Raw genomic sequence first — 26,318 nt, 5'->3', positions numbered from 1 at the left:
AAGGTGCCGTCCGGGTCGACAACGGCAGGAGGTTCAGCAGGGGCTGCGCCAGACGCCCAGCTCCAACCCCTTCCGCATCGACGACAGCCGCAGGGCACGGGAGTGCGGACAGAAGGAGGCCTTGGGCTCCTCGTACTCCACGTGGAAGACCGCCTTCCCCGCCGCGACGAACGGTTCGAGCAGGGCGCACTCGTCGAACTGCGCGCACTCCTCGTTGACCGCGAAGTCGAAGTGCCGCACCAGTTCGGGGATCTGGCCGAGGTCGTTCTTGAGGCCCACGGCCAGACCGCGTTCGTGCGCGATGGCGGCGATCATCCGGTTGTACCGGAGTTGGTCGTCGGCCGTCAGCGGAAAGCCCGTGTCGGCCGCGTATCCCTCCATCAGGTCGGGTTCCACCGCGTCGAACCCCTTGTCCCGGCACATGTCGAAGCGGCGTTCCATCAGGGGGCGCAGGAGGTCGACGCGGCGGATGTCCAGCCAGCGTTCACCGTGCCAGCCGTTGGGTCCGCCGAGGAGGGAACGGGGAAAGGAGTCCCGGTCGGGGCGGTAGTCCTCCCAGGCACCGACGTTGATGTAGCAGATCACCTTGCGGCCGTCCCGGTGGAGCCGCGCCACGGTGGCGGCGCTGTTCTCGAAGCCGTCGATGTCGTAGACGGGGACGTCGACGGACGGGTCCACCGTGCCGTCGAGCTGCCACTGCCAGGCCAGACCCGGCCGCGGCTGCCACCGCCGGCCGGCCGGGGTGCCGGTCGCGGCGCCGGTCGGCCGGGCGGTGGTCGGCCTTGCCCCCGGCCCCTCGGAGGTCGGCCCGGCGCCGGTCGGCCCTGAGACGGTCGGCCCGGCGGTCGGTCCGGTGGTGGCGTCGGGCGTACGGGCCGGTCCGGCCGAGGGCGGGGTCGTGGGCCCGGTCGCGCCGGGAGCCGGCCCGTCGGCCCGCCGGTCCGGGGCGGAGGTGCACGCGGCGAGGAGGATCGGCAGGAGCAGCGCGGCCGCGGGGTACGCCCGACGGCGCCGCCTCACCGCTCGGCCTCCGCCAGTGCCGGGGTCAGCACGGACCAGGGGTTGGGCGGTTCTCCCGTCACCGGCCCGCACACCCCCGCGCCCCGCTCGCGCGCGGTGCGCACGGCGAGCCGCACGAGCGGACCCGGCACCCCGTACACCAGATGGCAGAACCGTTCGGGTGCCAGCCGGGTCGACCACGACGGTCGGCTGAACGTCGAGACGTACGTCGACCAGTGGCCCTCGAAGGTGACCGTCACATCGGCGAGGCGGGCGTACCCGGGGGCGGGATGCACCCCCGGGTTGAGGACCACGGTGGAGGCCCCCGCCCTGCGCAGCGCGCGCACCAGCCGTCGGCATTCCGGCAGCCCGTCCCTCCCCGCCGTCGTCCGGTCGAGGAAGCAGCCGTCCACCGCGTACCACTCCCGGTGCCGCAGTGCTTCGGCCGCGATCCGATCCGGGTCGCGCATGCCGTAGTCCGTGTCCACGTAGCCGAGCAGCCGGGCCCCCGCCGCCCGCAGAGCGCGGGCGGCCGCGGCGAACGCCGGATCCGGAGCGTCGCCCGGTCCGCTGGCCGGGTTGATCACCACGGCGTACGTGTGCGCCGCGCCGGCGATCAGCCGGCGCCACGCGTCCGGGTCTTCGGCCGGATGGACGTAGAGCGGGATCAGCAGACTCACGGCGCCGCCACCCGGACGGGGCGCGCCGCCCACAGGGCCTCCAACGAGGCGTCGAGGGAGTACGACGGCCGCCACCCGAGGGCGAGGCGGGCCGCGCCGATGTCGGAGCACTGCCACGACACCTGCGCGGACCGCTCCGATCCGCTGCCGTCCGCCTCGACGATCCGGCCGCGGAACCCGGCCGCGTCCGCGAGCCCGCGTACCAACTCCCGTACGGGTACGGCTTGCCCTCCGCCCACGTTCAGTACGGGCGGCAGCGCCGCCGAGGCCGTGACCGCGAGCTCCACCGCGCGCGCCACATCACGGACGTCCACGAAGTCGCGGTACGCGGACAGATCCCCGAGCCGCAGCTCGGGCCCCGCGCCCGGTCCGCCGCCCGGACTGCCGTCTGGGTCGCCGCCCGGACTGCCGCCCGGTCCGCCGCCAGATCTGCCGTCCGGACCGCCGCCAGTCCCCGCGCCCGGACCGGCCCAGGGTGGTCCAGCCCCGCCCCCCGACGCGAAAGCGCCCGCGGCCTCGTCCTCGGCCTCCGCGAGCAGCGCGGCGACCCGGCCGGGCAGGCCGGTGGGCGGCGCCCCGGCGCCCACCGGATTCCCCACCCTCAGCACGACCGCGTCCAGGCCCGACGCCGTCACCGCCACCGTGCCCGCCAGCTTGGTGGCGCCGTACGGCCCGGCCGGGAGGCACGCCTCCGTCTCCGTCACCCGCAGGCCGGGTGTGCCGGGTCCGTATTCGGCGGCCGAGCCAAGATGGACCAGGCGGGCCGTGGGAGCGGCCTCGCGGAGCGCCGCGCACAGCGCGGCGGGCCCGCGCGCGTTCACCTCCGCGAGGGTGACGGCGTCGCCGCCGGTCGCGCCCGCGCAGTTGACGACGGCATCCGGCCTGGCGCGCGCGAGTACCCCGGCCAGGACGTTCGGGCGGTCGGAGGCGAGGTCGAGGGTGACGTCGGCCGCCGGGGAACGGCCGCCGACGAGCACCCGCGTGCCCGGCAGCGCGCGCAGCCGCTCGGTGACGTGGCCGCCCAGGTATCCGCCGGCGCCGAGGACGAGGATCCGCATCGGTACTCAGGCTCCCTTGAGCAGCAGGGACTTGCGGCTGGTGAACTCCGCGTTGGCCCGGTCGTAGTCGTCAGGACGGCCGATGTCCAGCCAGTAGCCCTCGAACTCGTAGGCGTGCGGCGGTGTCTCGGCCGCGAGCAGGTCGAGCACCAGCTCGTCGAAGCCGAGCGGAAGGCCGGGCGTATAGGCGTCGAGCGTGCTCCGCGAGACGCCGTAGACGCCCATGGAGACCCGGTAGTCGATGCTGGGCTTCTCGGTGAAGGCGACCACCCGGCTGGCGTCCGTGGTGAGCACGCCGAAGTCGATGTGCACCTTGCGCGCGTAGGTCGCGATCGTCAGGGGTGCGGCCGACAGCTCGTGCCGGCGCAGCACGTCGGCGTAGTCGAGGTCGGTGAGCACGTCGCCGTTCATGACCAGGAAGTGCTCCGGCAGCCGGTCGCGGAGGTTGAGCAGCGGGCCCATGGTGCCGAGCGGGCTCTCCTCCGTGGCGTAGTCGATGGACATGCCCCACTGCGAGCCGTCGCCGACGTAGGCGCGGATGATCTCGCCGAGGTGGCCGATGGCGAGGGTGCAGTGGGTGAAGCCGGCGGTGGCCAGCTGGCGCAGCACGATCTCCAGGATGGCGTGCTGGTCGCCGATGGGGACGAGCGGCTTGGGCAGGGCGGTGGTGTACGGCCGGAGCCGGACGCCCTTACCACCGGCCAGGATCACAGCGTGCATGGCAAACCTCCTGCGGTACGTGCCGATGGGTCAGATGTTGTAGATGCCGGTCTTGTAGCGGGACAGATGGGCGGGGTCGACGAACCACTCGGCGGTCCGTGCGAGGCCCTCCTCCAGGGAGTGGCCGGGGCGCCAGCCCGTCGCGGCGGTCAGCCGGGACGCGTCGGCGACGAGGCGCATCACCTCGGAGTTGGCGGGCCGCAGCCGATCGGGGTCCTCGCGGACGTCGAGCGGGGCGTCCATGACCTTCCCGATGAGTGCGACCAGGTCGCCGACGGAGATCTCGCCGCCCGTCCCCGCGTTGAAGGTGCGGCCCACGACCTGCTCGGCCGGGGCCGTTCCCACGGCGAGGAAGGCCTGCGCGGTGTCCTCGACGAAGGTGAAGTCCCGGGTCGGTCGCAGGTCGCCGAGGGTGAGGGTGCGCTCCCCGGCCGCGACCTGGCCGATCACGGTGGGGATGACGGCCCGCATGGACTGCCGGGGGCCGAAGGTGTTGAAGGGCCGCAGGGTCACCACGGGGGTGCCGAAGCTGGCGTGGTAGCTGTCGGCGAGCCGGTCGCCGCCCGCCTTCGAAGCGGCATACGGCGACTGGGTGTTGATGGGGTGGTCCTCGGTGATCGGCACGGTCTGCGCGGTGCCGTACGTCTCGCTGGTCGAGGTGTGGACGAGCCGGGGCGTCCCCAGCGCGCGGACCGCTTCGAGGACGTTGAGGGTGCCGGTGACGTTGGTGTCCACATAGCTGTGCGGCGCCTGGTACGAGTACGGGATCGCGATGAGCGCGGCGAGGTGGTAGGCGCAGTCGGCGCCCTCCAGCAGGCCACGGACGGAGCCGGGGTCGCGGACGTCGCCGAGGACGATCTCCACATGGTCGAGGACGTCGGGGGAGAGGGTCTCCAGCCACCCGTAGGAGGAGAACGAGTTGTACTGGGCCATGGCCCTGACCCGGTGGCCGGAGGCGACGAGCGCCTCCGTGAGGTGCGAGCCGATGAAGCCTTCTGCTCCGGTGACGGCGGCGAGCGGTGCGGAGGTCAACTCTCTGGTTCCTTTCGTCGGTGTGTCGGTGTGGCGGTGCGGCGGTACGGGGGTCAAGCGGTGAGGCGGTGGACGTCGAGTGGGGCGGACGATCAAGCGGTCGGCATCGAGGCGGCGGACGTTCGGGTGGTCGGACGGTGGCGCCGAGGGCCCGCCGCGTCACGGCGACGGGGCGGCCGTGCGCCGGCGGCCCGTCGGGCAAGCGGGCCGGTCAGACGTGCGGTGACGGCCGGCCGAGGACGGCGACGGCACAGGCCGCGAGACAGACCGCCGCCACGCCGAGGACGGCGGGCAGCAGCGGCGGGGGCGCTGGAGAGGGGGCCGCCAGGGCGACCGCACTCACGGCGCCCGCCGCCGTGAGACAGATCGCGGCCGGCGGCCAGGCCACACCGAAGGCCTGGAGGAGGAGGGCCGTCCACAGCGCCGCCGCCAGGGCCAGCAGCGCGACCGGGTCGGAGTCGGTGAGGAGCGCCGGGGGAAGCAGGAGCAGCAGGTAGCCGGAGAGGCAGAGCGCGAGGACGCCGGCCGAGCGGAACCGGAACGCCCGGGGCGTCGCGCTGGCCCGCAGCGCGGCGACCGACCAGCCCCGGTAGCGGTAGAGCAGCCACTCGGCCGGGCCCATGCTCAGCGTCAGCGCGATGACCGCGTACGGGTCCTGTCGACCCTCCAGCATCACGAGCACCGCCGCGGCCAGCCCGAACAGGCCGTACGGCACGGACTGCGCCACGCGCGGCCGCGGACCACCGGCGGCCGGTACGGCGAATCCCGCTCCCAGCGCCCGCGCCGCGGCGGCCACAGTGGCGCACAGCGCGAGCAGTGGCAGGGCGAGCCGCAGCTGAGCGCCGGGTTCCCACCAGGGCAGGACCGCCGCGCCGGCGATCAGCGGGCTGAGCGCGGCGAGCAGCAGCCGCTCCCGGCCGAGCACCAGGAGGATGCCCGCCGCCCCCAGATAGAGGGACTGGGCCGCGGCCACCGCGGTGACCGGGCCGCCACCGGCGGGGACCGCGGCGAGGCCCGTGGCCAGGGCGGCCCCGAGCACCGAGCCGGCCAACAGGGTGCGTGTCGCCTCCCGGCGGCCCGTCACGAGCCGCAGGTGCGCACGGTGGCCCAGCCCCTGCCCCCAGGCCCAGGAGACGACACCCGCCACGATCAGGACGGGGGCGTGCCGGTCGATCCGCCACAGCGGGGCGGTGAGCAGATAGGCCAGGGCCGGCAGAGCGAACAGCAGGCCGCGCAGCAGGCAGCGCACCGTGTCGGGCCGCCAGGGGTCAGCGGGCGCGGCGGGTTCGGGGAACGCCCGGGGCACGCGCTCGTACAGCGCCGCCGCCAGGGAGAACAGGTCGGGGTACCCGTACCGCTCCTTGATGAGGGCGGCGGAGAGACCGTCCGCCTCCAGGAGTGCGGCCACCTCGTACGGGTGGACGGCCGCGCCGACACTCTCGGCGAGCTCGGCGGCGAGCGCGCTGACCGCCTCCTCGTCGGGCGCCGTACGCGACCGCGGGAACCTCTGCGCGAAAGCGCCCGCCGGCCGCCGGATCATGAGGGTGGGGTCGTCCGAGAACCGACGCCGGGGGCGCGGCGCGGCCAGCCGGATCGCGAGCGTGTCCTGCTCCGCCCCGCCGGGTTCGAGGGACATCGGGCCGCTCATCCGGTGAGGCTTCCCGTGCCGCTGACCGCCGGGGCGGGCAGCACGATTCGGACCTGCGACTGCCCCACGCCCGAGGCCAGTTCGTGGTAGATGGCGCGGAAGGTGTCGATGGTCTGCCGGAGCGTGAACTGCTCGATCACCCGCAGCCGGGCCGCCGCCCCCATCGCCCGGCGCCGTCCGGGGTCGCCGAGCAGGGCGAGCGCGGCGGCGGCCATCGCGGACGGATCGCGCGGCGGCACCACCAGACCGGTGTCGCCCACGGCCTCCCGTACGCCCCCGACGTCGGTGGAGACGGTCGCCCGCCCGCACGACATCGCCTCGATCAGGGTGAACGGGAACCCCTCGCTGATGCTGGACAGCATGACGACGTTGCCGGCCGCGTAGGCGTCCTTGATGTCGTCGACGCGCCCCTCGAAGGTCACCGCGCCGCCCGCTCCGAGCTCGGCCGCCAGGGCCTCGCAGCGGTCCCGGTACGCCTCGCCGCCCCGGGGCGTGCCCCCGAAGAGACGTAATCGGACGTCGGGCAGCCGTTCCCTGACCAGTGCGAAGGCACGTATCAGCGTCTCCAGGTCCTTGATCGGGTCCACCCGGCCGGCCCAGCTGAGCGTGAGGGCCTCCGGTTCGGGCCCGGCGTGCGGGAAGGCATCGGGGTCGACGCCGTTGTAGACCGTGCGGATCGACGCCGGATCGGCGCCGCCCTGCTCCTCCCACAGGCGGTTGTAGCGGTTGCCCGGCGTGATCAGTGCGGCCCGGCGGTAGCTCTCCTCCGCGAGGAGCCGGAAGAAGCCCAGGATCACCGCCTTGACCGGCCAGCGGTACGGAGCCGTGCGGTAGCCGAGGTACCGCTCGCGCAGGTACACCCCGTGCTCGGTCAACAGGAGCGGCACGCCGTGCCGTTCGAGGGCCGCGAGGCCCGGCAGGACGGCCACCCCGCCGCTGACCGCGTGAGCGACCCCGTGCTCCGGCGGCGGCGCCGACAGGGGACGCAGGGCGTGTTCGAGCAGGGCCGTCGCGGTGAGCGCGTCGTGCAGGGTCGGCCGCGCCTCACGCACGGCGAGTCCCGGCCGCCGCCACACGGCGGTGAGTACCGCGATCGCCGTGTCGTCGCGCAGGAACGGTCCCAGCAGACCGTCCCCCGCGGCCCGCGCGAGCGCGTGCAGGCCGGGAGCGAAACCGCCCTCGGCGGCCGGGTCGAGCAGCGCCGTCAGGAACGTCTCGTACGCCTCGGCGAGCCGTCGGCCGGATCTGCCGCGCGGCGGGCGACCGACCGGTGCGGGACCCCACATGGGCACGGAGAGGACGCTGGAAACATGGGCCGGCAGATCCCAGGCGAGCGGCTCCCGCCCGGTGCCGGTCACGGCGACGACGTCGAAGTCGATGTCCGGCATGCCGGTGACGAGCTGGTCGCACCAGACGCTCACACCACCGTGGCTGTGCGGGTAGGTGCCTTCGGTCAGGAGGGTGACGCGCGGGGCGCCGTGGCGCCGCGCGCCGTGGTGAACGTGCATCGATGTGTGCTCCGCGGCCGTGGTGGGGGTGGTGCCGGTCCCGGCCGTCGCTGGACGGCCGGGACCTCGCTGCCGGTACGGGGGTCAGCCGCCCGAACCGGGCGGGACCGCGTCGGCCACGCCCCCGGGCACACGGGCTGCCGGGGCCGGGGCCGGGGCCGGGGCCGAGACCGGGGCCGGGGCGGAGCCGCCCGTGCCGGTGGCAGGGACGGCGGCGGAGGGCAGGGCCAGGGTCAGCGCGGCGCCCGTGAGGGACGTCCAGCCGGACCGCACGCCCGCGTACGACTCGCCGAAGGCGGAGCCGGCCCGCAGGGTTCCCTCGGGCGCGGTCGCGGGGACCGCCAGTCCGCCCGGACCCTCGATCGTCACGGTCCCGCCGACGCGGTACGCCGTGATCAGGCCGCCCTGGACGGCCGCGCGCCACGCGGCCCGCTGCCGGAGCTCCTGACCGATGGCCTTCATCCGGAGGTTGACCACGGGGGTGTTCGCGGCGAAGAGGGCGTCGTAGCCGTCGAGCACGCCGTCCAGGACCGGGTAGGCGATGCGGTCCTCGGCCAGGTTGGACTGGTGGATGAAGTGCGGCTTCGGGTCGTTGGCGAGGACGTGACCGAGGGCGATCTGCCGCTCCAGGGGCACGATGTGCTGCGCGTAGCCGGTGGCGGGGTCGAGCGGGGCCGGCAGGCACGTCGTGGTGGCCGGGTTGTCCTCGCAGATCCCGCTGCCGCCCTGGGCGCGGCTGGTGTAGATCCAGTTGTACTCGTCGACCTGTTCGGCCGCCCGTCCCGCGTTGTAGAAGACGTTCATGGGGTAGCGGGGGACCGTCGTGGCCGGACCGACCTGCCGCTGACCGGGCTCGCGGGAGTTGTCCGAGGCCAGCCAGGTGATGCCGTTGTCGGCGAGGGCCGGACCCAGGTGGGGGTTGTCGGCGGACTGCTGGGGCAGGACGCGCAGCCCGGAGTGCTCACCGGTGACGAGTTCGTCGTCGGCCAGCGGCAGTCCCGCCGTCTGTCCCCACACGCGGTTGAGGGCGATCTCGTCGGAGACGGCCTGCCGGGAGACCCACTTGACGGAGCCGTCCGGGAGGGTGGCGCAGCGCCAGGGGACCACGGTGGTGTCCTGCTCGCAGCCGAGGAAGGCGTGCGTGTAGGTGTGGTTGATCCAGCGGAACTCGTCGCGGGTGGCGACGAGCCGGTCCGCGAGCGGGTCGGCGCCGTTGTTGTCCTCGCGGAAGTCGACGCTGCCCGCCGCGTTGTAGGCGAGGTCGAGGGTGAAACCGCGGGTGTCCTGCCAGGCGACGGCGTGGTCCACGTCCGCGGACGTCATGCGGATGGGGTCGGGCGTGGCGTGGGGGTCGGTGCAGTCCACGTCGCCGGGCGTGCAGTTGAGCGTGGAGTTCCAGCGGTCGTCCGCCGCGAGTACGTCGTCGACGTGGACGGCGAAGTAGTTCCGGGAGGCACCGAGGTGCACCCCGCCGGTCATCCACGCGACGATGCCCCGGGCCAGCAGGCGGAACTGCTGCTGGTACTGGTTGTAGACGAAGGTGACGACCAGTTCGCGTCGCCCGTCGTGGCGGTACTCGCCTACGAGGGACCCGCGCTTGGTCGTCCCGGGTATCGCGGCGTCGACGTACGGGGTGAAGTCCGCGCCCGCCGCCGGGGTCGAGAGATACGCGTAACTCTCGCCTACGGAGGCTGAGTTGTCCTCGAACGGAACAGCTCCGTCCAGATAGCCGAACGGCCCCGAGCGGCCGGCGGAGGTCACCTGGGCCAGGGTTCCGTCGACGCTCCCGGAGTAGCCGCCGTAGATCGGGTACTGGAGACCCGCTTCGGGCCGGGCGTAGGTGTACGCGTCGACCTGCGGGATGTCGAAGGTCCGCTCGTACTGCGCGAGCGCCGTCATCTCCGGGGAGTTGACGGGGAACGGGTTGTCGTTCGGCAGGACGACGGCCTGGAACTTGGCCCGGTTCCGGCCGTCGACGGTGTCCGCGAGGTACCCGGCGTCGATCACCGGCCGGTCCGCCCGGGTCAGGTCGATCTCCGTGTACGGCGTTCCCGCGGCGTCCAGTTCGGCCGCGATGGCATCGGTGGCGGGGCCGCCGTCGGTCACGACGAGCACCCGCAGGTCGACGCGTGGAGCCGCGTCGTCGGCGCGGGCCGCCGTGCCCGGCAGGACGAGGGCGGCGAGAAGCGCGCCCGTGGTGAGCCCCGTGGTCAGCGGGGTGGTGCCCAGTATCCGCTTCATGCGGTGATGTGTCCCTCCCGGAGCAGGGGTGAGTACAGCTCCGAGGAGCGGACGCACCCCCTCGTGCGACGCCGGCATCCCCCTCGAAGGCCGGTCGTCCACGCATCCGTCGCGTCAAATGGTGGGGTATCCGTGGAGCTTCTGTGGCGCCGCCGCGAAAGGTGACGGAAAAACGCGGGCGCGCGGGACCGTTCGTCCCGGCGCGAAGAGCAGCCCGGCGGGTCTTCCCGGTTCCCTCCCGCCGCCGTCCCGCCCCGCGTGTCACAGGGGTGACGCGCAGGTGGAAGGGGGACGAGGTCCACCGGCGGACTCGTGAGCCCGCCGGTGGAGGTGTCAGGGAAGTGTCATTGGTTCAGACCGGTCGGCGGACGGGCCCGGGGCCGGTTTCCGGCCGTGCTCCGTCCGGCGCTCGCCCGTCAGGAGCAGAGGACGCGGGTCTCCGGCGTGTAGACCGGGCCGCCGCTGACGCTCGCGCTGTCGCTGAACTCGGCGTAGAAGTACGAGTAGAAGCCGATGTTCCCGTTGCAGCCGGAGTCCGGGGCGATCTGGAGCGTCAGGGTCACCGTCCGGCTCTGGCCGGGCGGGATGGTGGCTCCGTAGTTGGCGCCGAGGTTGGCGGGGCCGGTGCCGGAGCAGGGGGTGCTGCTGCCGGGGCCGGTGAGGGAGCAGCCGGCGAACGTGTACTTCAGGTCCGGGCGCTGGGTGGTCAGCCAGGTGGGGTCGATCGTCTGGTAGACGAACCAGACGTCGTAGGTCCGGTTGTTCGTCAGCGTCATCGACAGGTTCACCGTGCCGCCGGGGGTGGTGGTCGCGGCGTCGGTGGTGAACGTCAGCTGGGCGGGGGCCGGGTCGGCGGCACTCGCGGACGGGGCCAGGCCGAAGAGCGTGAGGAGCAGGGCCAGGACGGCGGTGAGACCCAGGCGTCTCGTTGACTGTGATCGCATGGCCGGGAGGCTAGGTACCGGGTCGGTCGGGCGTCTGCCTCGGAGGGAAGGCCCGAACCGACCGACGGCCGAAAATGTGTGTCCCGTGAAGGCGATGCGGGGGAAGTGTGACGGTAGCCGTGGGTGTGCATCCGTGCACGCTGAGGCAGGTGCGGCGGGTGAGCGGGTTGCCCGGACCGGCACCGGGCGGACTCCCGGAGCGCGGCCGAGCTATTGGCGCGTACGCATCAGACCACGGCTCACCGGGAACCGGCCGAACGCCGTCCGTGCCGCCGACTCCCGGCCACGAGGCCGAGTTCCGTCGCCCGGCACCGCGTCCCGCTGTCGGCGCTCGGCCCCGCCGGCTCCCGGGCGTCCCCGCCACGGCCGACGGGCGAGGGGCGGTCTCCGGTGCAAGGCTGAGACGTACCTGAACTGCGAAAGGCCACAGCCATGATCACCACCGACTACGTACCCGGCTCCCCCTGCTGGCTCGACCTCGGCGCCCCCGACGTCCCGGCCGCCGCCGACTTCTACGGCGCCGTGCTCGGGTGGGAGTACGAGTCCATGGGCGAGAGCGAGGACATGGAAGGCGGGATGTTCAAGAAGGACGGGAAGATCGTCGGCGGGCTGGGGAAGCTCACCGAGGAGGGCGCCCGTTCCGCCTGGATGATCTATTACAGCGTCACCGACGCGGACGCCACGACGCGGGCCGTGGAGCAGGCGGGCGGCACGGTCCGCGTCGCGCCCATGGAACTCGACGAATGGGGCCGGATGGCCCAGTACACCGACCCGCTGGGTGGCCAGTTCGCCGTCTGGCAGCCGGGCACGAACAAGGGCGTCGACCTGGTGGACGAGCCGGGCTCGCTGTCCTGGACCGAGCTGTACACGACGGACGCCGCGGCCGCGAAGGAGTTCTACGGCGGAGTCCTCGGCTGGTGGTACAGCGACATGGACATGCCCGGTGGCGGAGGTACGTACAGCGTCATCACCCCGGCCGGACTCCCCGAGGACCGCATGCACGGCGGCCTGATGGGGATGGCCGAGAAGGACCTCACCCTCACCGGCGGCCGTCCGTACTGGCACCCCGTCTTCGCCGTCACCGACTGCGACGCGGCGGCAGCCAAGGTGGTCGAGCACGGCGGCACCGTACAGATGGGCCCGGAGGACGTGGAAGGCGTCGGCCGCCTCGCCGTCTGCCTGGACCCGTCGAACGCCGACTTCGTACTCCTCGCGGGGGAGCAGGACTGAGCGGTCCTCGGAGCCAGTTCATTCAGCTCCCCCGGGAGGCCGCTGATGACCGCGGCCGGGCTGCCGAGCCGGGTCACCGCGTGAGGGGCGTTCGGCCCGAGGTCGGCGGTGTCGTACCGGCGAGGAGGACGCAGACGGCCGCGGTCGCCGCGAGGCCTGCAGCGCCTGGACCTACGAAGCCGGGTACGACGTCGGTCACGTAGTTCCCGCCGCCGTGGCGCAGGCAGACGTACCGGGGCGGCAGGTACTCGACACGCTGGCCCACGACGTCCGCCGCCGCTTCCGGCGCGTCCGCCGTCCGGCAGGGCCGGACCGGGAAGGCATCGGTGCCGCTGTCGTCCGTGGTGAGCACCGCCAGTCCGAGGTTCAGCAGGCCCCACGCGTAGACGGCCACGGCAGCCGCGCCCGCCAGCGCGGCCGCGCACCGCAGCCGGGTCTGCCGGTCGGCCCGGCGTACCCCGATCTGCCCGAGCCGGCCGAAGCCGTATCCGGCGAGCCCGAAGCATACGAGGGCCGCGACGATGAGGAGGGCGAGGATCATCACCCGCCGACCTCATCAGTGAACGACCTCAAGGGCTAGGACGGAGCCCACAGTTCTGATACGGAGACGCCAAGATGCCGACGGCACCGACGGCACCGACGGCACCAGCGCCCCCCGCGTCACCGCGAGCCGGGCCGCCCCACCGGCTCCGGGGTGTCCGACATGATCTCCGGCTCCAGGCCCTCGGCGGGGCTGGTACGGGAGCGGCCGATGTCGCCGCGCCACGCCTCGAAGGCCAGCGTGGTCGCGGTCACCACCGCGAGTCCCAGCAGGCAGCCTCCGACCACGTCACTCACCCAGTGGACCCCGAGCGCGACCCGCGTGTAGCTCACACCGAGCACCGCGACCACCGCCAGGACCCACGGCAGGGGCCGCCAGGCACGGGGGACCAGGGGGAGCAGGACCAACAGCAGTACGGCGCAGGAGGTGGTGGCCGTCATGGCGTGCCCGGAGGGAAAGGAGAAGCCGGGCGCGTCGGCGACGGGATCCGGCAGATGCGGCCGGGCACGCTCGACCACGTTCTTGACCAACAGTCCCACCAGCCCGCCCGCGGTCGCGGTGACGGCCGCCCAAGCGGCGAGACGGTACGCCCGCCGCCACAGGAGCCACACCACCACCCCGGCCACCAGGAGCCGCATGGTCAGCGGCCCCCACGCGACGTGCGTGAGGAAGTCGAGCACCCGCACCCAGGCGGGGCTGCCGAGCGCCGAACGGTGCAGCCGCTCGGCCACGTCCTGGTCGAGACGGTGCAAGGGGGCCCAGTGCGACTCCACCAGCACCAGTGCGAGGGAGAACGGCACGGCCGCCACGGCGGTGAGGGCCGTGCCCGCCACCAACCGCGCGCCGAACCGCGTGTCGGGCCCGCCGTGGCCGGTCACGAGCCGTCCGAGACGGTGCCGCCAGGGACGGGGGGAACGCTCAGGCATGGTCGGTACGGTTCCTTTCCGTTCGGGAAGCCGGGAGGTGTTGCCGGCTCAGACTCCGGGGTCCTCGGTGACCGGTGCCGTCACCCCTGCCCGTACGGCCTCCAGCTGGGCGGCGAAGGAAAGGCCCAGGAACAGCGAGAGCGAGGTGAGGTACGACCACAGCAGCAGCGCCACGAACGCGCTCAGCGGCCCGTACATACTGGTGAACGAACCTCCGGAACCGACGTACAGGCTCAGCGCCCCCGTCGCCCCCAGCCACAGCAGCAGATGGACGGTGGCACCGAACGCGAGCCAGGTGTAACCCGGTTGGGCGCGCCGCGGCGAGCGGCGGAAGACGGCGCTGGTGGCGATCACCGCCAGCAGGATCCCCACGGGCCAGCGCAGCAGGTCCCACGCGCGGGACGTGGCCGGACCCAGGTCGTAGACCTCGATCAGGGCCCGGTTCAGGTCGGAGCCGAGAACGGTGACGCAGAAGCTCAGCCCGAGGGGGACACCGGCCAGCACCGCCATCACCAGACCACGAACGTACTTGTGGAGAAACGGCCGGTCGCGCTCCACGCCGTATATGCGGTTCGCGCCGCGCTCGACCTGGCACATGGCCGTGGTGACGTTGGCGACGGAGAACAGCAGGCCGAGCCAGAGAGCCGCGGTACCGCCGTCCCCGGCGTGCCGGCGGCTCTCGCGCAGGGCGTCGTCCACCACGTCCTGACTCGGACCGCTGATCCGGCGGATCGTCAGCTCGGCGATCCGCCCGATGTCCTCGGTGTGCAGCGCTCCCGACAGCCCGATGACGGCGATGGCCAGCGGGACGATCGCCAGGACCGTCTGCAGGGCGAGGGCCCGGGAGTGACTGAACCCGTCGGCGTAGCGGAAGCGTACGAAGGAGTCCCGTACGAGGGCCCAGCCCCCGTAGTGGCGGAGCGCGGCCCAGGCCTCCTCGCCCGAGAGGGTGTCCCCCTGCAGACGCAGCTCGGCCTCCACGGCCTCGACCTCACTGCGCTGCGGTACGCGCGTCGCGGTGCCCATGGACCCCTCCTTCCTCTCCGGCCCCGGTGGGAGCGCCCGCACGGGCCGGCGCCGGCAGGCACACCCGCAGCGCCCCCGGTTCGACCTCCGCGATCAGCCGTACGCCCGCGGGGTAGACGTCGCCGTCGAGCTCGCGCGGCTGGGGCCGCGCGAAGCGGAGGTCGATCCGCGTCGCGCCGAAGTACTCCAGCGCGCCGTGCGCGAGCGACCGTTCCCCCGTACCGGGTGCGCTCGGCCGACGCCCGCCCGGTACCCGCGAGGCGAGGTATCCGGCGGCGGCGAGCCACCCGGTCACCCCGCGCGGGTCGAGCAGCACGACATCCAGCCGCCCGCTGTCGGGCCGGGCATCCGGCAAGAGCGGCAGCCCGCCCTGGAGGGCCCCGACGTTGCCGATGACGACCATGCGGGCCCGCCGCTCCAGCGGGGCGCCCCCGTCGAGCCGGATCGTCAGCCGCATCCGGGCGTCCCCCAGGTGCCGTACGGCCGAGACCACGTACGCGGCCCAGCCCAGGCTCTCCTTCAACCGCGCCGAGGCGTCCCGGACCATGGCGGCGTCGAACCCCGCCCCCGCCATGACCGCGAACCGGGTCGGCGCGATCCCGTCGCCCCGTATCCGACCCACGTCGAGCCCGACGGCCTCCCCGCCGAGCGCCTCCCGCAGAGCGGCCACGGGGTCGGTCGGCAACCGCAGGTTACGGGCCAGGAGGTTCCCGGTACCGCAGGGAACGATCGCCAGGGGGACCCCGGTCCCGGCCACCACGTCCACGCAGGCGCGCACGGTGCCGTCCCCGCCGCAGACGACGACCAGATCGGTGTCCGTCCCGCTGAGGCGCGAGGCCAGGGCACCGGACGGATCCTCGGGTGTCGTCTCCGTCCACCGCTGCTCCGTGTAGCCGTGGTCGCGCAGCAGACCCCGTACCCGATCGGCGGTCCCGTGGTCGCACGCGCGCGGGTGGCGCACCACCACGACCCGCCGCGCGCTGAGGGCGGATGCGCCCGGAGCGGGCGGTGCGGCCTCCTCACGGGGGCGCGGCAGCAGAGCGGCCGCCACGAGGGCCAGCGTGCATGCGCCGTTCAGCAGCCCTGCCACCACGTCGGAGGGGTGGTGCATGCCTCGGTACACGCGGGAGAACGCCACGAACAGCGGGACCGCGAGGAGCAGTCCCACCACCAGGTATCGCTGAACACCGCGCAGACGCCGCGACGCGAGGACCGCGAGCCCCCCGAAGAGGGCGACGGAGGCCCCGACGTGGCCGGAGGGAAAGCTGGACGTCGGCGGCGCCGGGTCCAGCTGGTGCACGTCAGGGCGTTCGCGGTTCACGACGAGGGTGACGAGCAGGAAGACGGTGGACTGCGCGGCCACCGAGACGGCGAGGAAGGTCGCCTCCCGCCAGCGCGGCACACGGGGTATCAGGAGCAGGACGGCCGTACAGATGAGGGTCAGGGCGATCACGCTCTGCGTGTCGGCCAGCAGGGACGCCCTGTCGGTGAGCGCGGTGCCGAAGGGGGTACGGCGGGCGGCGACGGCGCGGTTGACGCCTTCCTCCGCCGACAACGGCCAGCGGTGCGCGAGGGGCCCGGTCACCAGCAGCCCCAACACGGCGACCACAGCCGTCTGCACGGGCAGCAGCAGAAGCAGGCGGCCCGGTCTGGTCCCCGCCGCGAGTGGGTTCGTCATTGCCGCCGTGTTACCTGCCGGGCCCGGGTCATGCGCCCCCGGCCTGACCGTCACGCTCGGCCGTCCGGCCGGGCACGGGCTGGGCCGTCGAGCGGCGCGGACCGCCCGCCCTGCGAACAGGGCCGCCATCACGTTCTGGCCTTGGCCGTGTTCCACGCGCGAGTCGTTCGGAGTGCCCGGGCTGCGCTGTGCTCAGATGGGGCGGCGAGCGAACGGCACAGGGAAAGGTTGCAGGGATGCCCGAGGACACCATGAGGGCCATGGCGTACGAAACCTACGGGGGCACAGAGGTGCTCCGCGAGACCCGGCTGCCGCTGCCGAAGGTCGCTCCTGGGGAGGTCCTCGTCAAGGTCCGGTGCGCGGCGGTCAACCCGGTCGACTGGAAGATCATGGCGGGCGGGCTCGACAGCCTGATGGACGTTGTCTACCCGGCGGTCCCGGGCTGGGACGTCAGCGGCACCGTCGAGCGGCTCGGCATCGACGTGCCCGAGTTCGCGGTCGGTGACGAGGTGATGGCCTACGCCCGCAAGGACTACGTGCACGGCGGCACCTTCGCGGAGTACGTGAGCGTGCCCGTACGCGCTCTCGCCGCCAAGCCCGCCTCGTTGAACTGGGCGCAGGCCGCCGGACTGCCGCTGGCAGGCCTCACCGCTCACCAACTCCTCACGCGTCTGGACACCTCCGCCGACGACACCGTCCTCGTGCACGGCGCGGCCGGCGGTGTGGGGTCCTTCGGCGTCCAGCTCGCCCACGCCCTCGGCGCGCGGGTGATCGGCACCGCCTCCCCGCGGAACCACGACCGGTTGCGCGGCCTCGGCTGCGAGCCCGTCACGTACGGGGACGGGCTGACAGAACGGGTCCGTGCGCTGGCTCCGGACGGAGTCACCGTCGTCGCCGACTTCGTGGGCGGGGTCCTCGAGACCACACTGGCCGTCCTGGCCGAGGGTGGGCGGCATGCGTCCATCGCCGACCACGCCGTGCTCGGTGCGGGCGGTCAGTGGATGTGGGTCAGGCCGTCGGGGGAGGACCTCGAGGCTCTGGGCCGGCTGTCGGACGAAGGCCGGCTCTCGGTCGATGTCGCGGCGACGTTCCCGCTCTCCGAACTCGGAGCGGCCTTCGAGCTCAGCCAGGAGGGCCATACCGCAGGGAAGATCGTCATCGAAATCTGAGCAGGTGCCGTTCGCCCGACGATCCGGACGAACGGCGCCGGCGGTCCCGTACTGGTCAACGCCCCACCGACGCCAGAATCGCCCGGCGTCGGTGGGAGCGTCAAACGCGCGGTCGCTGGGTCGATCAAGGCCGCGGGGCGCGGCCCACGGCAGCCGCCCACCCCGCCCGCCGCTCTTCGACTGTGAGGCGGCGATGCCGAGTGATCGAGGACACCTACTGGCCTATATGCCTTCTACGGTCTGCTCATGACGGACGCGACGCAAGACCCGACCCCCGTCCTTCAAGGCGAACGCGGTGAGCCGCTGCATGCGCTCTCGGAGCAGCGGGAGTTGCTGCTGATCACGGTCCGCGGCATCACCGACGCCCAGGCCGCGCAGCGTGCAACCGCGAGCGACCTCACCCTCGGGGGCATCGTCAAGCACCTCACGCGCGGCGAGCAGGTGTGGATGCAGATCATGACCACGGGGAATGGGAAGCTGCCCGAGGGCATGCTGGACATGGGGCAGTACCGTATGGCCGACGGCGACACGCTCGCCGGGCTTCTCGAACAGTACGTGGCCGCGGCACGGACGACCGCACAGGCCGTGTCCGACCTGCGGGACCTGGACCGAAGCGTGCCGCTCCCCAGCACGCCGTGGTCCCCGCCGGAGACGGTCCACTGGTCGGCGCGCCGGATCCTGCTGCATCTGATCAGGGAGACCGCCCAGCACGCAGGGCACGCGGACATCATCAGGGAATCGCTCGACGGATCCAGCACCACGGATCGACGGTGATCGCTTGACGGGCCCGGCAATACTCCTCATCGCAGAAGATCACTTCGATCGAATCAGGCACATGGCCCCGGAACAGACAAGCGACGTGGGCAGCTTCGGCGAGGGCGGCATCGATGTAGAGGCACGTGCCGTCCGGGTGCAGGTACGCCTCAGCTGGACCACTGGATGTCTGGAAGCTCCACGTGAAGCCTCGGGCTGGGCGGGACAGTGGTGTTGCGGGCGGCGGATAGGGACTGCTGTGCGACGCGGTAACCACGGGGCCAACACGGTGGCGGAGAGGGCAGGAGCGCTGCCTACGGGGACCGGTCGCCGCGTCGGAAGGTCGCTGTGACGAACTTCCTTGATGGAACCTCATGTTCCGTGCCGGAGATCTTCACCGGGTGTCTTCTCCGCTGTCACCATGTGCCGTATGACGCACATGATCAAGGGCGCGAACACGCCCGTTCCCGCCGTCCCGCTGCGTGTCGCCGTGGGGCGGCAGTGGGTGCCGGGGGCGCCTACGGTGTCAGCCGCTGCCCTACTGCTGGACGCGGCCGGCGCGGTGCGCGGCGACGCCGACGTCGTCTTTCACCACCGGCCTGTCCACCCGTCGGCCGCCGTACGGCACGTCGGCACCGGGGAGGGCGCCGGACAGCTCGCCGAATGGCTGGAGCTGGACCTGCCCCGCGTCGAACCCGACGTCCAGCGCGTACTGATAGCCGGATCCTGCACGGACGGGACCTTCGGTCAGGTCCACGGTCTCTACGCCCAGTTGAGCACGCCCGACGGAACCATCGTCGCCCACTACGCGGTCACGGACGCCACCGCCGAGACCGCGTTCGTCCTCGGTGAGCTGTACCGGCGAGACGGGGCGTGGCGGTTCCGCGCGGTGGGGCAGGGCTACGAGTCCGGGCTCGCAGGCCTGGCGCAGGACGTCGGCGGCGCGGGGGCGGTGACGGCGGTGTCCGGACCGGAGCTGGTGGTCCCCCCGGCGTCGGCCGTGTCCTCGGGGTCAGGTCCGGCGCCGCTTGCCGGAGTGGCGAAGACGGACTCCGGGGCGGTGGCTCCCGGGGCGCTGTCGGTGCCGGGGCCGGATGCGTACAGGGCGGACGGGGCGTCGCTCGGGCCCGGCCCGGCGGGCGTACCCGCGACGTACTCCACCGCAGCCGCATCGCCCGTTCCCGCGCCCGCCGGGTCCGTGCCCGCGTACGCCGCCGGGTCGCCGGCCGACGGCACCTCCTCCGAGGCCCCGTCCTGGGCGGCCGACTTCTTCGCGTTCGAGCCGCGCGTCTACCGTGGCAAGGGCGCGAAGACGATCACGGTGGACCTGCCGTTTCCGCCGAACGGGGAGCCGGTGATCCTGGAGGCGCGGACGGAGGAGTACAACTACATCTCCGTCAAGATGCCCGGCCGCGAGGACGACCTCTTCATGTCCGACCTGCCCGATCACTACGGCCGAACCCTGATGGTGCCCAACCGCAAGGGCGGCCCTGTGACGCTGAAGGTACGCAACTCCGGGGCGTGGCAGCTCACCGTCCTGCCCTTGTCGGCGGCCTTGCCGCTGGATTTCGGCACCATCGAGGGCAGCGGCCGGGAAGTCTTCGTCCGCACCGGCCCCGCGGCCGAGCTGAAGGTACGGGCGGACGACCCCCACAAGGGCTGGTTCCAAATGCACTACCACTGGGGCGACACCCCCAGTGACCTGCGGCGTCCTGCCAAGCGCCTCGTGTACGAGTGGAACGGTCGCCGGGTCCGGGAGAAGGTCGCCCTCCCCAGCGGCCCCCTCCTGGTCACCATCGACAAGAGCAGGCACCGGTGGGAACTCACCCTCGACCCGGCCGAGCAGCGCGAGCCGAGCCGAGGGGCGGGAAGGATATGGCGCCGCTAGGCCTGTCCAGCGCCATGGTTGTCTCGACGGTTCAGGGCGGTGGCGCGGCTTCTGCGACGACGGCTCGGTGATCACCCGGTGCGGTGAGCACGCAAGAACAACAGCACGTCGGAACAACGGCGGTCGGCTCGCGCCGGTGGGGCGCGCGGACACTGCGAGCGGCTCGCTCCCCGCCCGGGCGGGGAGGCCTTCGGATGCACCCCGGCCGAGGCCGGGACGTACTGCCCCGCGTCCCGGGGACATGGCTGCCTCCGGTCGCTGCTCCCTTCCCCCGCCCGGACCACTCCCCGCGCCGCTCCGTGGTCGCCGTCCTACGCTCGGGACATGCGACGCCGCCAGATGCACATGTCCCGCGACGCCCAGGACCACTTGCGCGAGGCCCTGCAGCAGCTCCGGGCGGAGCTGAAGGCCCCCACGGAGTTTCCCGCGCATGTGCTCCAAGCGGCCGAGGACGCCGTGGACGAGGTCCAGCTGCCCCACAAGGACGCCACCCACCTGCCGTTGTTCACGATCGACCCACCGACCTCGAAGGACCTCGACCAGGCCATGCACCTGGAGCGGCGGCCCGGTGGCGGATACCGCGTGCACTACGCGATCGCCGACGTGGCGGCCTTCGTCAAGCCTGGTGGCCCGCTGGACGCTGAGGCCCACGACCGGATCGAGACGCTGTACTTCCCCGACCTCAAGGTGCCCCTGCACCCGCCCTCGATCTCCGAGGGACCGGCCAGCCTGCTGCCCAACCAGGTCGTCCCCGCTCTGCTGTGGCAGCACGACCTCGACGCCGACGGCAACGTGATCGACTCGACCGTCAGCCGGGCCAGGGTCCGCAGCCTGGCCAAGCTCAACTACGCGGGGGTCCAGCAGGACATCGAGGCCGGGACGGCCGAGGAGTCCGTCGCCCTGCTGCGCGAGATCGGCACGCTGCGGGAAGCGGTCGAAGCCGCGCGCGGTGGGGTTTCGGTGAACCTGCCGGACCAAGAGGTCACCCTGAAGGACGGACTGTTCCGGCTGAGCTACGTGGCGGCACTGCCCGTGGAGGGCTGGAACGAGCAGATCTCCCTCATGACCGGTATGGCCGCGGCCCAGATCATGCTGGAGAGCGGTACCGGCATCCTCAGGACCCAGAAGGAGCAGGCCGACCAGAACGTGGTTCGGCGCGTGCACGACATCGCGAAGCTCCTGGGCATCGAATGGAAGCCCGGAGTCCCGTACGCCACGCTCGTCAACTCCCTCAATCCGGCGGACCAGAAGCACATGGCCTTCCTCAGCGAGGCCATCGCCATGTTGCTCAAGGCGGAGTACACCACCTTCCGCGACCACCAGATCCCGGAGCACACGGGCCACGCGGCGATCGCGGCCCCGTACGCCTACTGCACGGCCCCGTTGCGGCGCTTGATCGACCGGTACACCGGTGAGCTGTGCGTGGCCGCGTGCGCCGGCCAGGACCCGCCGCCCTGGGTGCTCGACGCCCTGTACTGCCTGCCGTGCGACATGGCGCGGGGGAAGGGAAAGCTGGCGGATCGGCGGGCGGTGGACCTCGTGGAGGCCGCGGTGCTGGGCAACCGGGTGGACGAGGTCTTCGGCGGCACGGTCATCAACACCGACGCGGAGGACGGCAAGCCGAAGGAGGGCACGGTGCACCTGGCCGAACCCGCCGTGATGGGCAGGATCACGTCCGGCGCCAAGCTCGAACTCGGCGCGTGCGTCCAGGCCAAACTCATCCGGGCCGACCCCCTCTTCTCCGGCAGGAACAAGATCCTCTTCCGTACGGTGTAGCGGCCCGTACGGTGTAGCGGCCCGTCGCCTCGCGCGGGCCGGGCGGTCCGCGCGGAGCACGGGCCGGTCCTCCCGGCTCGACGCGTCTCGCTCGGGCCGCGGGGGGCAGGTTCGGGTGAGTACGACGAGGGTGACGTCGTCGGAGAGACGGTGGGTCGATCGCGTGAGGTCGTCCACCAGGTGCGCCACCAGGGCAACACTCCCGTCGTCAGAGCCACGGCGAGCACGGCGAATCCTCGCCGCAGGTCCGCCCCCGGTCTTCGCCGGCTTCGGCAGCTTCGTCGCCGCGGACGCCGAACGGCTCAGCACCCTCCTCGCCGACGCCTTCCGGCGCGCGAGGGTACGCGGCATCATTCAGTCCGGCTGGAGCGGCCTCCGGGGCGAGGGGGACGACCTGATCACCGTACAAGAGGTGCCGCACGCCTGGCTGTTCACAAAAGCCGCCGCCGTCGTCCACCACGCCGGCGCCGGAACCACCGCGGCCGGGATCCGCGCCGGAGTCCCCGCCATCGCGGTCCCGGTCCAGCTCGACCAGCACTTCTGGGCGGCGCGCCTCCACGCCCTGGGTGTGTCCCCGCCCCCGCTGCGCTACCAGCGTCTGACCGCGCAACGGCTGTCCGAAGCCATCGTCACCGCGACGCGCACCCCGGAGCTGGGTACCCGCGCCCGCCGGCTCGCCACGGACCTCGCCCTGGAGGACGGCGCGCGACACGTGCACACCGCACTGGAACGCCTGGCACAGCCGTTGCGCGGCTTGAATGAGCGCATGCGGGGGGAACACGATGTGCTTTCGGTTGCACCGAGAGCTGGATGCCTTGTCGCCCGCTACGGGGTGCGTCGACTCGACCGACTGGAAGATCGCTTCGGCGCCTGGCTCAACCAGTCCCGCCGGCGTATGCCGCGTCGTCCGTCCGCCCACCGACTCACCATCATGTGGAAGGCTCCTGCGGCGTCGGTCATCATGGAGGCATGAGCCACGGATTCACCACCCGCACCCTGGACATCACCACCGGAGTCTCAGAGACGGTCTACGACCTGACCCAGGAGTGTGCGTCCTTTCTGGCGGACGTGGCGGAGGGCGGTGACGGCCTCCTGAACGTCTTCGCGCCACACGCGACCATGGGTGTCGCGCTCATCGAAACAGGAGCGGGGAGCGACGGCGACCTGCTGACAGCCCTTCACCACCTGCTCCCCGCCGACGAACGCTGGCAGCACCGCCATGGAAGCCGAGGCCACGGCCGCGACCACGTGCTGCCGGCCATCGTCCCACCCCACGCGACACTGCCCGTGATCAACGGCGAACTGGCCCTTGGTACCTGGCAGTCGGTTTGCCTGGTGGACACGAACAAGGACAACGCCCACCGCCAGGTGCGGTTGAGCTTCCTGAGGTAGGGGCGCGACGCCTGCCACGCGTCGGCGAGGGCCCTCCCACTCGCCTTGGCGGACCGGGCTTCGCTGACCAGGGTGTCCCCTTGGGCCGGGTCGTCCGGACGTACCGGCGCCCCGCAGCTGAGCGAGGGCTCGATGGGCCGGGCGGCTCCATCGCGGCGGCGAAGGTGCCGAACAGGTCCGGGACGGGGCGATACCCCTCCGGGGTGGTGTCGGGAAGGCATCGGACGCGCCCGATCGCGCTGTCCTCGCCCACGTCGGTCAGGCCGCCTCCTCGTGTTCGTGTCGAACGGCGCGGAGCAGGTCGGCCCGTCCGGCACCCGGCTGCGACCGCGTCCAGTAGGGGTGGCAATACACCCGTGCGGAGAGCCGGATGAGCCGCCTGCGCAGGGTGGTGATGCCCGCGCTCCCAGGGGCACGGGGGCGGGCGAGCTCCTCGTACGTTCGCGTCCATGCCGCCTGGGCGCTGACGAGGTCGTCGGGGAATCGTGCATGCCTCATACATTCGATTAGAGCATGTGTTCGAATATTCTCGCCAGTGAGCCCACGAGCATCGAAGGCCGGCTCTCCCTCGAGCCATCGGGCCGCCCACCCCAGGCTCGCGATGACCGCTCCGCCGCGCCCGTTGTAGAGCGTGATCAGGTCGGGGGGTCTGCGCCAGGTCCATGAGTGCGTTCGTGGCCTTGTGCTGTCTGCAGTCGGTTGTGAGCGTCACAACGTCATGGCCGTCCCGGCGGGGCGTGGGGCTGCTGCACGAGGCATCGGACAGCGGGGCGGGACCGCCTCGAAGGGCCGAAGGTATTCGTCCCCGTTTCCGTACCCTGGCACCATGCGCATGCGTCCCACCTTGAGCTGGAGTTCCGCCGAGGACCCGGAGCCGGGCACCACGGACCCGGAACCAGTCGTCGATGCCTTGAGCGCCGGCGGTGTGCTGGTGCTCAGTGGTGCGGGCATCTCCACGGAGTCGGGCATCCCCGACTACCGTGGTGAGGGCGGGAGCCTCAGTCGGCACACCCCCATGACCTACCAGGAATTCACCAGCAGTGTTCAGGCCCGTCGGCGTTACTGGGCGCGTAGCCACCTCGGCTGGCGGACCTTCGGCCGCGCGCTGCCCAACGCCGGACACCGGGCCGTGGCCGCCTTCGAGCGCCACGGTCTGCTGTCAGGCGTGATCACCCAGAACGTCGACGGCCTGCACCAGGCCGCCGGGAGCGAACACGTGGTGGAACTCCACGGGAGTCTGGCCCGCGTCGTCTGCCTCTCCTGCGGCGCCTTCACCCCGCGCCGCGAACTGGCCCGTCGCCTCCAGGAGGCCAACACGGGCTTCGAGCCGATGCCGGCGGAGATCAATCCGGACGGTGACGCCGACCTCAGCGACGAACAGGTCGGAGACTTTCGTGTGGTGCCCTGCGCGCTCTGCGGCGGCATCCTCAAACCGGACGTGGTGTTCTTCGGCGAAGCCGTCCCACCACAAAGGGTCGAGGACTGCCGCCAGCTGGTCCGGGCCGCGACCTCGCTGCTGGTCCTGGGTTCTTCCCTGACGGTGATGTCAGGGCTCCGATTCGTCCGTCAGGCAGCCCAGGACCGAACCCCCGTACTGATCATCAACCGGGACCCGACGCGTGGCGACCGGCACGCCCTCACCCGGGTCGCACTCCCGCTGGGCCCAGCCCTCACCGGCATCGCCGCCCGACTCGGCGTACCCGTCGACAGTGATGAACCGTCCTGAAGGGCGACGGAGCCATGCGTGAGCAGGCGGGGTCCCCGTCTCTCCAGGGGCTCGCAGAAGGCTGAGCCTTGGTCGTACCCCCCTGTACGGATACGGGCGTCGAAAGCGCAATCGCCACGCCTCCTCCAGGTGACGAGAAGTGGTGGGCCGAGTTCGACGACCCCAGCGTCACCTGTGCCAGCCCCGGCACCCGCTACACACCGGCCGGGGCAAGACCATGGCCCCGAGCTGCGGACACCGCTACGAGCTCTGACAAGCAAGCGAGCGCCGAGCGGGCCGCGTCAGCGTGGCATGGACCGTGGAACGGGAGGCACCCGCCCTGGGCTTCCCACTCGCAGGAAGCCCTGCAGTCAGAAGCCGGCACGAGCGCCCGTCCAGGTTGCGCTTCACCCCAACACGAAGCCCCGAGTGCCTGGTATGCCCTGGTTCGCAGATAGTTTCAGACCCATCACCCCAGAGAGAAGTGGAGAGGCCGTGAAGGCGAGAGCCGCGACCGTCTGGTTCACACCGGCGTTGCGCATGCTCACCGCTCTTATCGGCGCGGGGTCATTCGGACTGGGGACCTTTGCGGTCTTCGCGACCCAGAACGGCACCGGTGCGGCCGCATTGATCGTCTTCGGAGGCGTCCTTCTTCTCCTCGCCCTCCTGGGCAGTCTTGTCGAGAGCCTTGAGTTCGGAGGGGCCACCCTGAGGCTTCGCGCCGTCGCGGCGGAGAGGTTCGCACTGGCGGAGGAGTCCGAACGTCTGGGCGACATCGCCACGGCGCATCAGTTGCGTGCGGAGGCGAGGACACTGCTGGACGCTGCGGGACCCATCGCCACCGACTACGGCTCAGTGCGCGGATCGATGCCCCCCGGTGCCGCACGCACCCGGGCTCTGGAAGAGGTGATCGCCCGTGCGCGCAGCTTGGCGCAGGAGAAGTCCTTCGAGTCGGCCGAGGTCGCGCGCTGGCTGCGGGAAGGTACGGACGAGGAGCGCATCACGGCCTTGGCCATGATGCAGGCCAGGCCTGAACTCCGGAACTTCGAAGCCACCCTCGCCTCCATCAGGCACCCGCGCACCCCCTTCGAGCAGTACCACGCCATGCTGCTCGCGGTGCAGATGGCCGACCAACTCGACCAGGGTCAGGCCAGGAGGCTGGCTGAAACAGTGGAGAGGCAGAAAGGCATGCGCTTCCGAAGGGACTCAGATCGCGCGAGGCTCCGCGAGGAGATCCTCCGGAAGGTGCGCGGTCGCTCGTAGCCCCGGAGCGGGCCGTACACCGGACGAGCCGGGCGTCCCGATGCACCGACCGATGCACCGACCACGAGGGCAGCAAGTTCTGCGCGCAGGAACGCCCCCTTGAAGAGGTGCGGGAAAGCCGACCAGAAGACGATTCGATTT

Annotated in this window: 23 protein-coding genes; 9 read left to right on the top strand and 14 right to left on the bottom strand. The window is 72.3% G+C overall.

Annotation, left to right across the window (positions count from 1 at the left end; all coding sequences use genetic code 11):
• Positions 1 to 33: 33 nt before the first annotated feature.
• The 9 genes from AMK29_RS20970 to AMK29_RS36520 form a co-directional block, all read right to left on the bottom strand.
• A complete protein-coding gene (locus tag AMK29_RS20970) occupies positions 34 to 1,020 on the bottom strand; it encodes an endo alpha-1,4 polygalactosaminidase (protein ID WP_073815139.1) in 987 nt (328 codons plus the stop codon).
• Positions 1,017 to 1,679 carry a spherulation-specific family 4 protein gene (locus tag AMK29_RS20965; RefSeq protein ID WP_073815813.1) on the bottom strand — a complete coding sequence of 221 codons (663 nt, stop codon included), beginning with the start codon at positions 1,677 to 1,679 and terminating at the stop codon, positions 1,017 to 1,019. Before AMK29_RS20965 ends, AMK29_RS20970 begins: the two co-directional genes overlap by 4 nt.
• On the bottom strand, positions 1,676 to 2,737 hold the full coding sequence (locus AMK29_RS35865; protein WP_107422657.1) for an NAD-dependent epimerase/dehydratase family protein: 1,062 nt from the start codon (positions 2,735 to 2,737) through the stop codon (positions 1,676 to 1,678). The genes AMK29_RS20965 and AMK29_RS35865 overlap by 4 nt, the downstream gene beginning before the upstream one ends.
• A gap of 6 nt (positions 2,738 to 2,743) precedes the next feature.
• Positions 2,744 to 3,457 carry a nucleotidyltransferase family protein gene (locus AMK29_RS20950; RefSeq protein WP_073815137.1) on the bottom strand — a complete coding sequence of 238 codons (714 nt, stop codon included), beginning with the start codon at positions 3,455 to 3,457 and terminating at the stop codon, positions 2,744 to 2,746.
• Between the two features lie 30 nt (positions 3,458 to 3,487).
• Positions 3,488 to 4,489, bottom strand: a complete 1,002-nt coding sequence (locus AMK29_RS20945) for a GDP-mannose 4,6-dehydratase (protein ID WP_073815134.1) — start codon at positions 4,487 to 4,489, stop codon at positions 3,488 to 3,490.
• Positions 4,490 to 4,700: 211 nt separating this feature from the next.
• A complete protein-coding gene (locus tag AMK29_RS20940) occupies positions 4,701 to 6,137 on the bottom strand; it encodes a hypothetical protein (RefSeq protein ID WP_073815131.1) in 1,437 nt (478 codons plus the stop codon).
• Entirely contained in the window at positions 6,134 to 7,645 is a 1,512-nt protein-coding gene (gene pelF / locus AMK29_RS20935; protein ID WP_073815128.1) for a GT4 family glycosyltransferase PelF, read from the bottom strand. The genes AMK29_RS20940 and pelF overlap by 4 nt, the downstream gene beginning before the upstream one ends.
• Before the next feature lie 84 nt (positions 7,646 to 7,729).
• Complete coding sequence (locus AMK29_RS20930; protein WP_073815126.1) at positions 7,730 to 9,886, bottom strand: hypothetical protein; 2,157 nt, start codon at positions 9,884 to 9,886, stop codon at positions 7,730 to 7,732.
• Between the two features lie 416 nt (positions 9,887 to 10,302).
• The gene (locus tag AMK29_RS36520; protein WP_073815123.1) at positions 10,303 to 10,830 is read right to left on the bottom strand and encodes a hypothetical protein; all 528 of its coding nucleotides are present in this window, start codon (positions 10,828 to 10,830) and stop codon (positions 10,303 to 10,305) included.
• A 432-nt stretch (positions 10,831 to 11,262) separates the two neighbouring features.
• Between AMK29_RS36520 and AMK29_RS20920 the strand changes: the two genes are divergently transcribed.
• Entirely contained in the window at positions 11,263 to 12,060 is a 798-nt protein-coding gene (locus AMK29_RS20920) for a VOC family protein (RefSeq protein ID WP_073815121.1), read from the top strand.
• A gap of 73 nt (positions 12,061 to 12,133) precedes the next feature.
• Here AMK29_RS20920 and AMK29_RS20915 read toward each other — a convergent pair whose 3' ends face one another.
• The 4 genes from AMK29_RS20915 to AMK29_RS20900 all read right to left on the bottom strand — a co-directional run bounded on the left by AMK29_RS20915 (position 12,134) and on the right by AMK29_RS20900 (position 16,231).
• On the bottom strand, positions 12,134 to 12,601 hold the full coding sequence (locus tag AMK29_RS20915) for a hypothetical protein (RefSeq protein WP_073815118.1): 468 nt from the start codon (positions 12,599 to 12,601) through the stop codon (positions 12,134 to 12,136).
• Between the two features lie 119 nt (positions 12,602 to 12,720).
• Positions 12,721 to 13,527 carry a phosphatase PAP2 family protein gene (locus AMK29_RS20910; protein WP_107422656.1) on the bottom strand — a complete coding sequence of 269 codons (807 nt, stop codon included), beginning with the start codon at positions 13,525 to 13,527 and terminating at the stop codon, positions 12,721 to 12,723.
• A 48-nt stretch (positions 13,528 to 13,575) separates the two neighbouring features.
• A complete protein-coding gene (locus AMK29_RS20905) occupies positions 13,576 to 14,553 on the bottom strand; it encodes a YihY/virulence factor BrkB family protein (protein WP_073815116.1) in 978 nt (325 codons plus the stop codon).
• Entirely contained in the window at positions 14,519 to 16,231 is a 1,713-nt protein-coding gene (locus AMK29_RS20900) for a diacylglycerol kinase family protein (protein WP_073815113.1), read from the bottom strand. The genes AMK29_RS20905 and AMK29_RS20900 overlap by 35 nt, the downstream gene beginning before the upstream one ends.
• Before the next feature lie 251 nt (positions 16,232 to 16,482).
• On the opposite strand from AMK29_RS20900, the gene AMK29_RS20895 reads away from it, so the two are divergent.
• The 6 genes from AMK29_RS20895 to AMK29_RS20870 all read left to right on the top strand — a co-directional run bounded on the left by AMK29_RS20895 (position 16,483) and on the right by AMK29_RS20870 (position 23,209).
• Entirely contained in the window at positions 16,483 to 17,400 is a 918-nt protein-coding gene (locus AMK29_RS20895; protein WP_073815807.1) for an NADP-dependent oxidoreductase, read from the top strand.
• Positions 17,401 to 17,646: 246 nt separating this feature from the next.
• The gene (locus AMK29_RS20890) at positions 17,647 to 18,174 is read left to right on the top strand and encodes a DinB family protein (protein WP_073815111.1); all 528 of its coding nucleotides are present in this window, start codon (positions 17,647 to 17,649) and stop codon (positions 18,172 to 18,174) included.
• Positions 18,175 to 18,583: 409 nt separating this feature from the next.
• On the top strand, positions 18,584 to 20,041 hold the full coding sequence (locus tag AMK29_RS20885; RefSeq protein WP_241845594.1) for a TerD family protein: 1,458 nt from the start codon (positions 18,584 to 18,586) through the stop codon (positions 20,039 to 20,041).
• 324 nt (positions 20,042 to 20,365) lie between these two features.
• A complete protein-coding gene (locus AMK29_RS20880; RefSeq protein ID WP_073815105.1) occupies positions 20,366 to 21,817 on the top strand; it encodes an RNB domain-containing ribonuclease in 1,452 nt (483 codons plus the stop codon).
• Between the two features lie 115 nt (positions 21,818 to 21,932).
• Complete coding sequence (locus AMK29_RS20875; RefSeq protein ID WP_338012737.1) at positions 21,933 to 22,790, top strand: glycosyltransferase; 858 nt, start codon at positions 21,933 to 21,935, stop codon at positions 22,788 to 22,790.
• A complete protein-coding gene (locus tag AMK29_RS20870; RefSeq protein WP_073815100.1) occupies positions 22,787 to 23,209 on the top strand; it encodes a YjbQ family protein in 423 nt (140 codons plus the stop codon). The genes AMK29_RS20875 and AMK29_RS20870 overlap by 4 nt, the downstream gene beginning before the upstream one ends.
• A gap of 258 nt (positions 23,210 to 23,467) precedes the next feature.
• Here AMK29_RS20870 and AMK29_RS20865 read toward each other — a convergent pair whose 3' ends face one another.
• Positions 23,468 to 23,707, bottom strand: a complete 240-nt coding sequence (locus AMK29_RS20865) for a hypothetical protein (RefSeq protein WP_073815098.1) — start codon at positions 23,705 to 23,707, stop codon at positions 23,468 to 23,470.
• Positions 23,708 to 24,035: 328 nt separating this feature from the next.
• Here AMK29_RS20865 and AMK29_RS20860 point away from each other — a divergent pair, with 328 nt between their 5' ends.
• Positions 24,036 to 24,935 (top strand): NAD-dependent protein deacetylase, encoded by a 900-nt coding sequence (locus AMK29_RS20860; RefSeq protein WP_073815096.1) that lies wholly within the window; start codon positions 24,036 to 24,038, stop codon positions 24,933 to 24,935.
• A gap of 474 nt (positions 24,936 to 25,409) precedes the next feature.
• Positions 25,410 to 26,177, top strand: coding sequence for a hypothetical protein (locus AMK29_RS20855; protein WP_073815093.1), 768 nt, complete (start codon positions 25,410 to 25,412; stop codon positions 26,175 to 26,177).
• Positions 26,178 to 26,318: the final 141 nt, after the last annotated feature.

Origin of the sequence: Streptomyces sp. CB02261 (assembly GCF_001905665.1) — a bacterium.
Lineage (GTDB): Bacteria > Actinomycetota > Actinomycetes > Streptomycetales > Streptomycetaceae > Streptomyces.
The sequence above is the reverse complement of the archived record's forward strand: the minus strand, read 5'-3'. Positions and strand labels throughout refer to the sequence as shown.

Bases quoted from the DNA above. Each gene is read 5' to 3' on its own strand.
- AMK29_RS20910 (WP_107422656.1), bottom strand. From the start codon at position 13,527: ATGCCTGAGCGTTCCCCCCGTCCCTGGCGGCACCGTCTCGGACGGCTC.
- AMK29_RS20890 (WP_073815111.1), top strand. From the start codon at position 17,647: ATGACGGACGCGACGCAAGACCCGACCCCCGTCCTTCAAGGCGAACGC.
- AMK29_RS20900 (WP_073815113.1), bottom strand. From the start codon at position 16,231: ATGACGAACCCACTCGCGGCGGGGACCAGACCGGGCCGCCTGCTTCTG.
- AMK29_RS20870 (WP_073815100.1), top strand. From the start codon at position 22,787: ATGAGCCACGGATTCACCACCCGCACCCTGGACATCACCACCGGAGTC.
- AMK29_RS20940 (WP_073815131.1), bottom strand. From the start codon at position 6,137: ATGAGCGGCCCGATGTCCCTCGAACCCGGCGGGGCGGAGCAGGACACG.
- AMK29_RS20920 (WP_073815121.1), top strand. From the start codon at position 11,263: ATGATCACCACCGACTACGTACCCGGCTCCCCCTGCTGGCTCGACCTC.
- AMK29_RS20950 (WP_073815137.1), bottom strand. From the start codon at position 3,457: ATGCACGCTGTGATCCTGGCCGGTGGTAAGGGCGTCCGGCTCCGGCCG.
- AMK29_RS36520 (WP_073815123.1), bottom strand. From the start codon at position 10,830: ATGCGATCACAGTCAACGAGACGCCTGGGTCTCACCGCCGTCCTGGCC.
- AMK29_RS35865 (WP_107422657.1), bottom strand. From the start codon at position 2,737: ATGCGGATCCTCGTCCTCGGCGCCGGCGGATACCTGGGCGGCCACGTC.
- AMK29_RS20865 (WP_073815098.1), bottom strand. From the start codon at position 23,707: ATGAGGCATGCACGATTCCCCGACGACCTCGTCAGCGCCCAGGCGGCA.
- AMK29_RS20905 (WP_073815116.1), bottom strand. From the start codon at position 14,553: ATGGGCACCGCGACGCGCGTACCGCAGCGCAGTGAGGTCGAGGCCGTG.
- AMK29_RS20930 (WP_073815126.1), bottom strand. From the start codon at position 9,886: ATGAAGCGGATACTGGGCACCACCCCGCTGACCACGGGGCTCACCACG.
- AMK29_RS20885 (WP_241845594.1), top strand. From the start codon at position 18,584: ATGACGCACATGATCAAGGGCGCGAACACGCCCGTTCCCGCCGTCCCG.
- AMK29_RS20880 (WP_073815105.1), top strand. From the start codon at position 20,366: ATGCGACGCCGCCAGATGCACATGTCCCGCGACGCCCAGGACCACTTG.
- AMK29_RS20915 (WP_073815118.1), bottom strand. From the start codon at position 12,601: ATGATCCTCGCCCTCCTCATCGTCGCGGCCCTCGTATGCTTCGGGCTC.
- AMK29_RS20895 (WP_073815807.1), top strand. From the start codon at position 16,483: ATGAGGGCCATGGCGTACGAAACCTACGGGGGCACAGAGGTGCTCCGC.
- AMK29_RS20860 (WP_073815096.1), top strand. From the start codon at position 24,036: ATGCGCATGCGTCCCACCTTGAGCTGGAGTTCCGCCGAGGACCCGGAG.
- pelF (WP_073815128.1), bottom strand. From the start codon at position 7,645: ATGCACGTTCACCACGGCGCGCGGCGCCACGGCGCCCCGCGCGTCACC.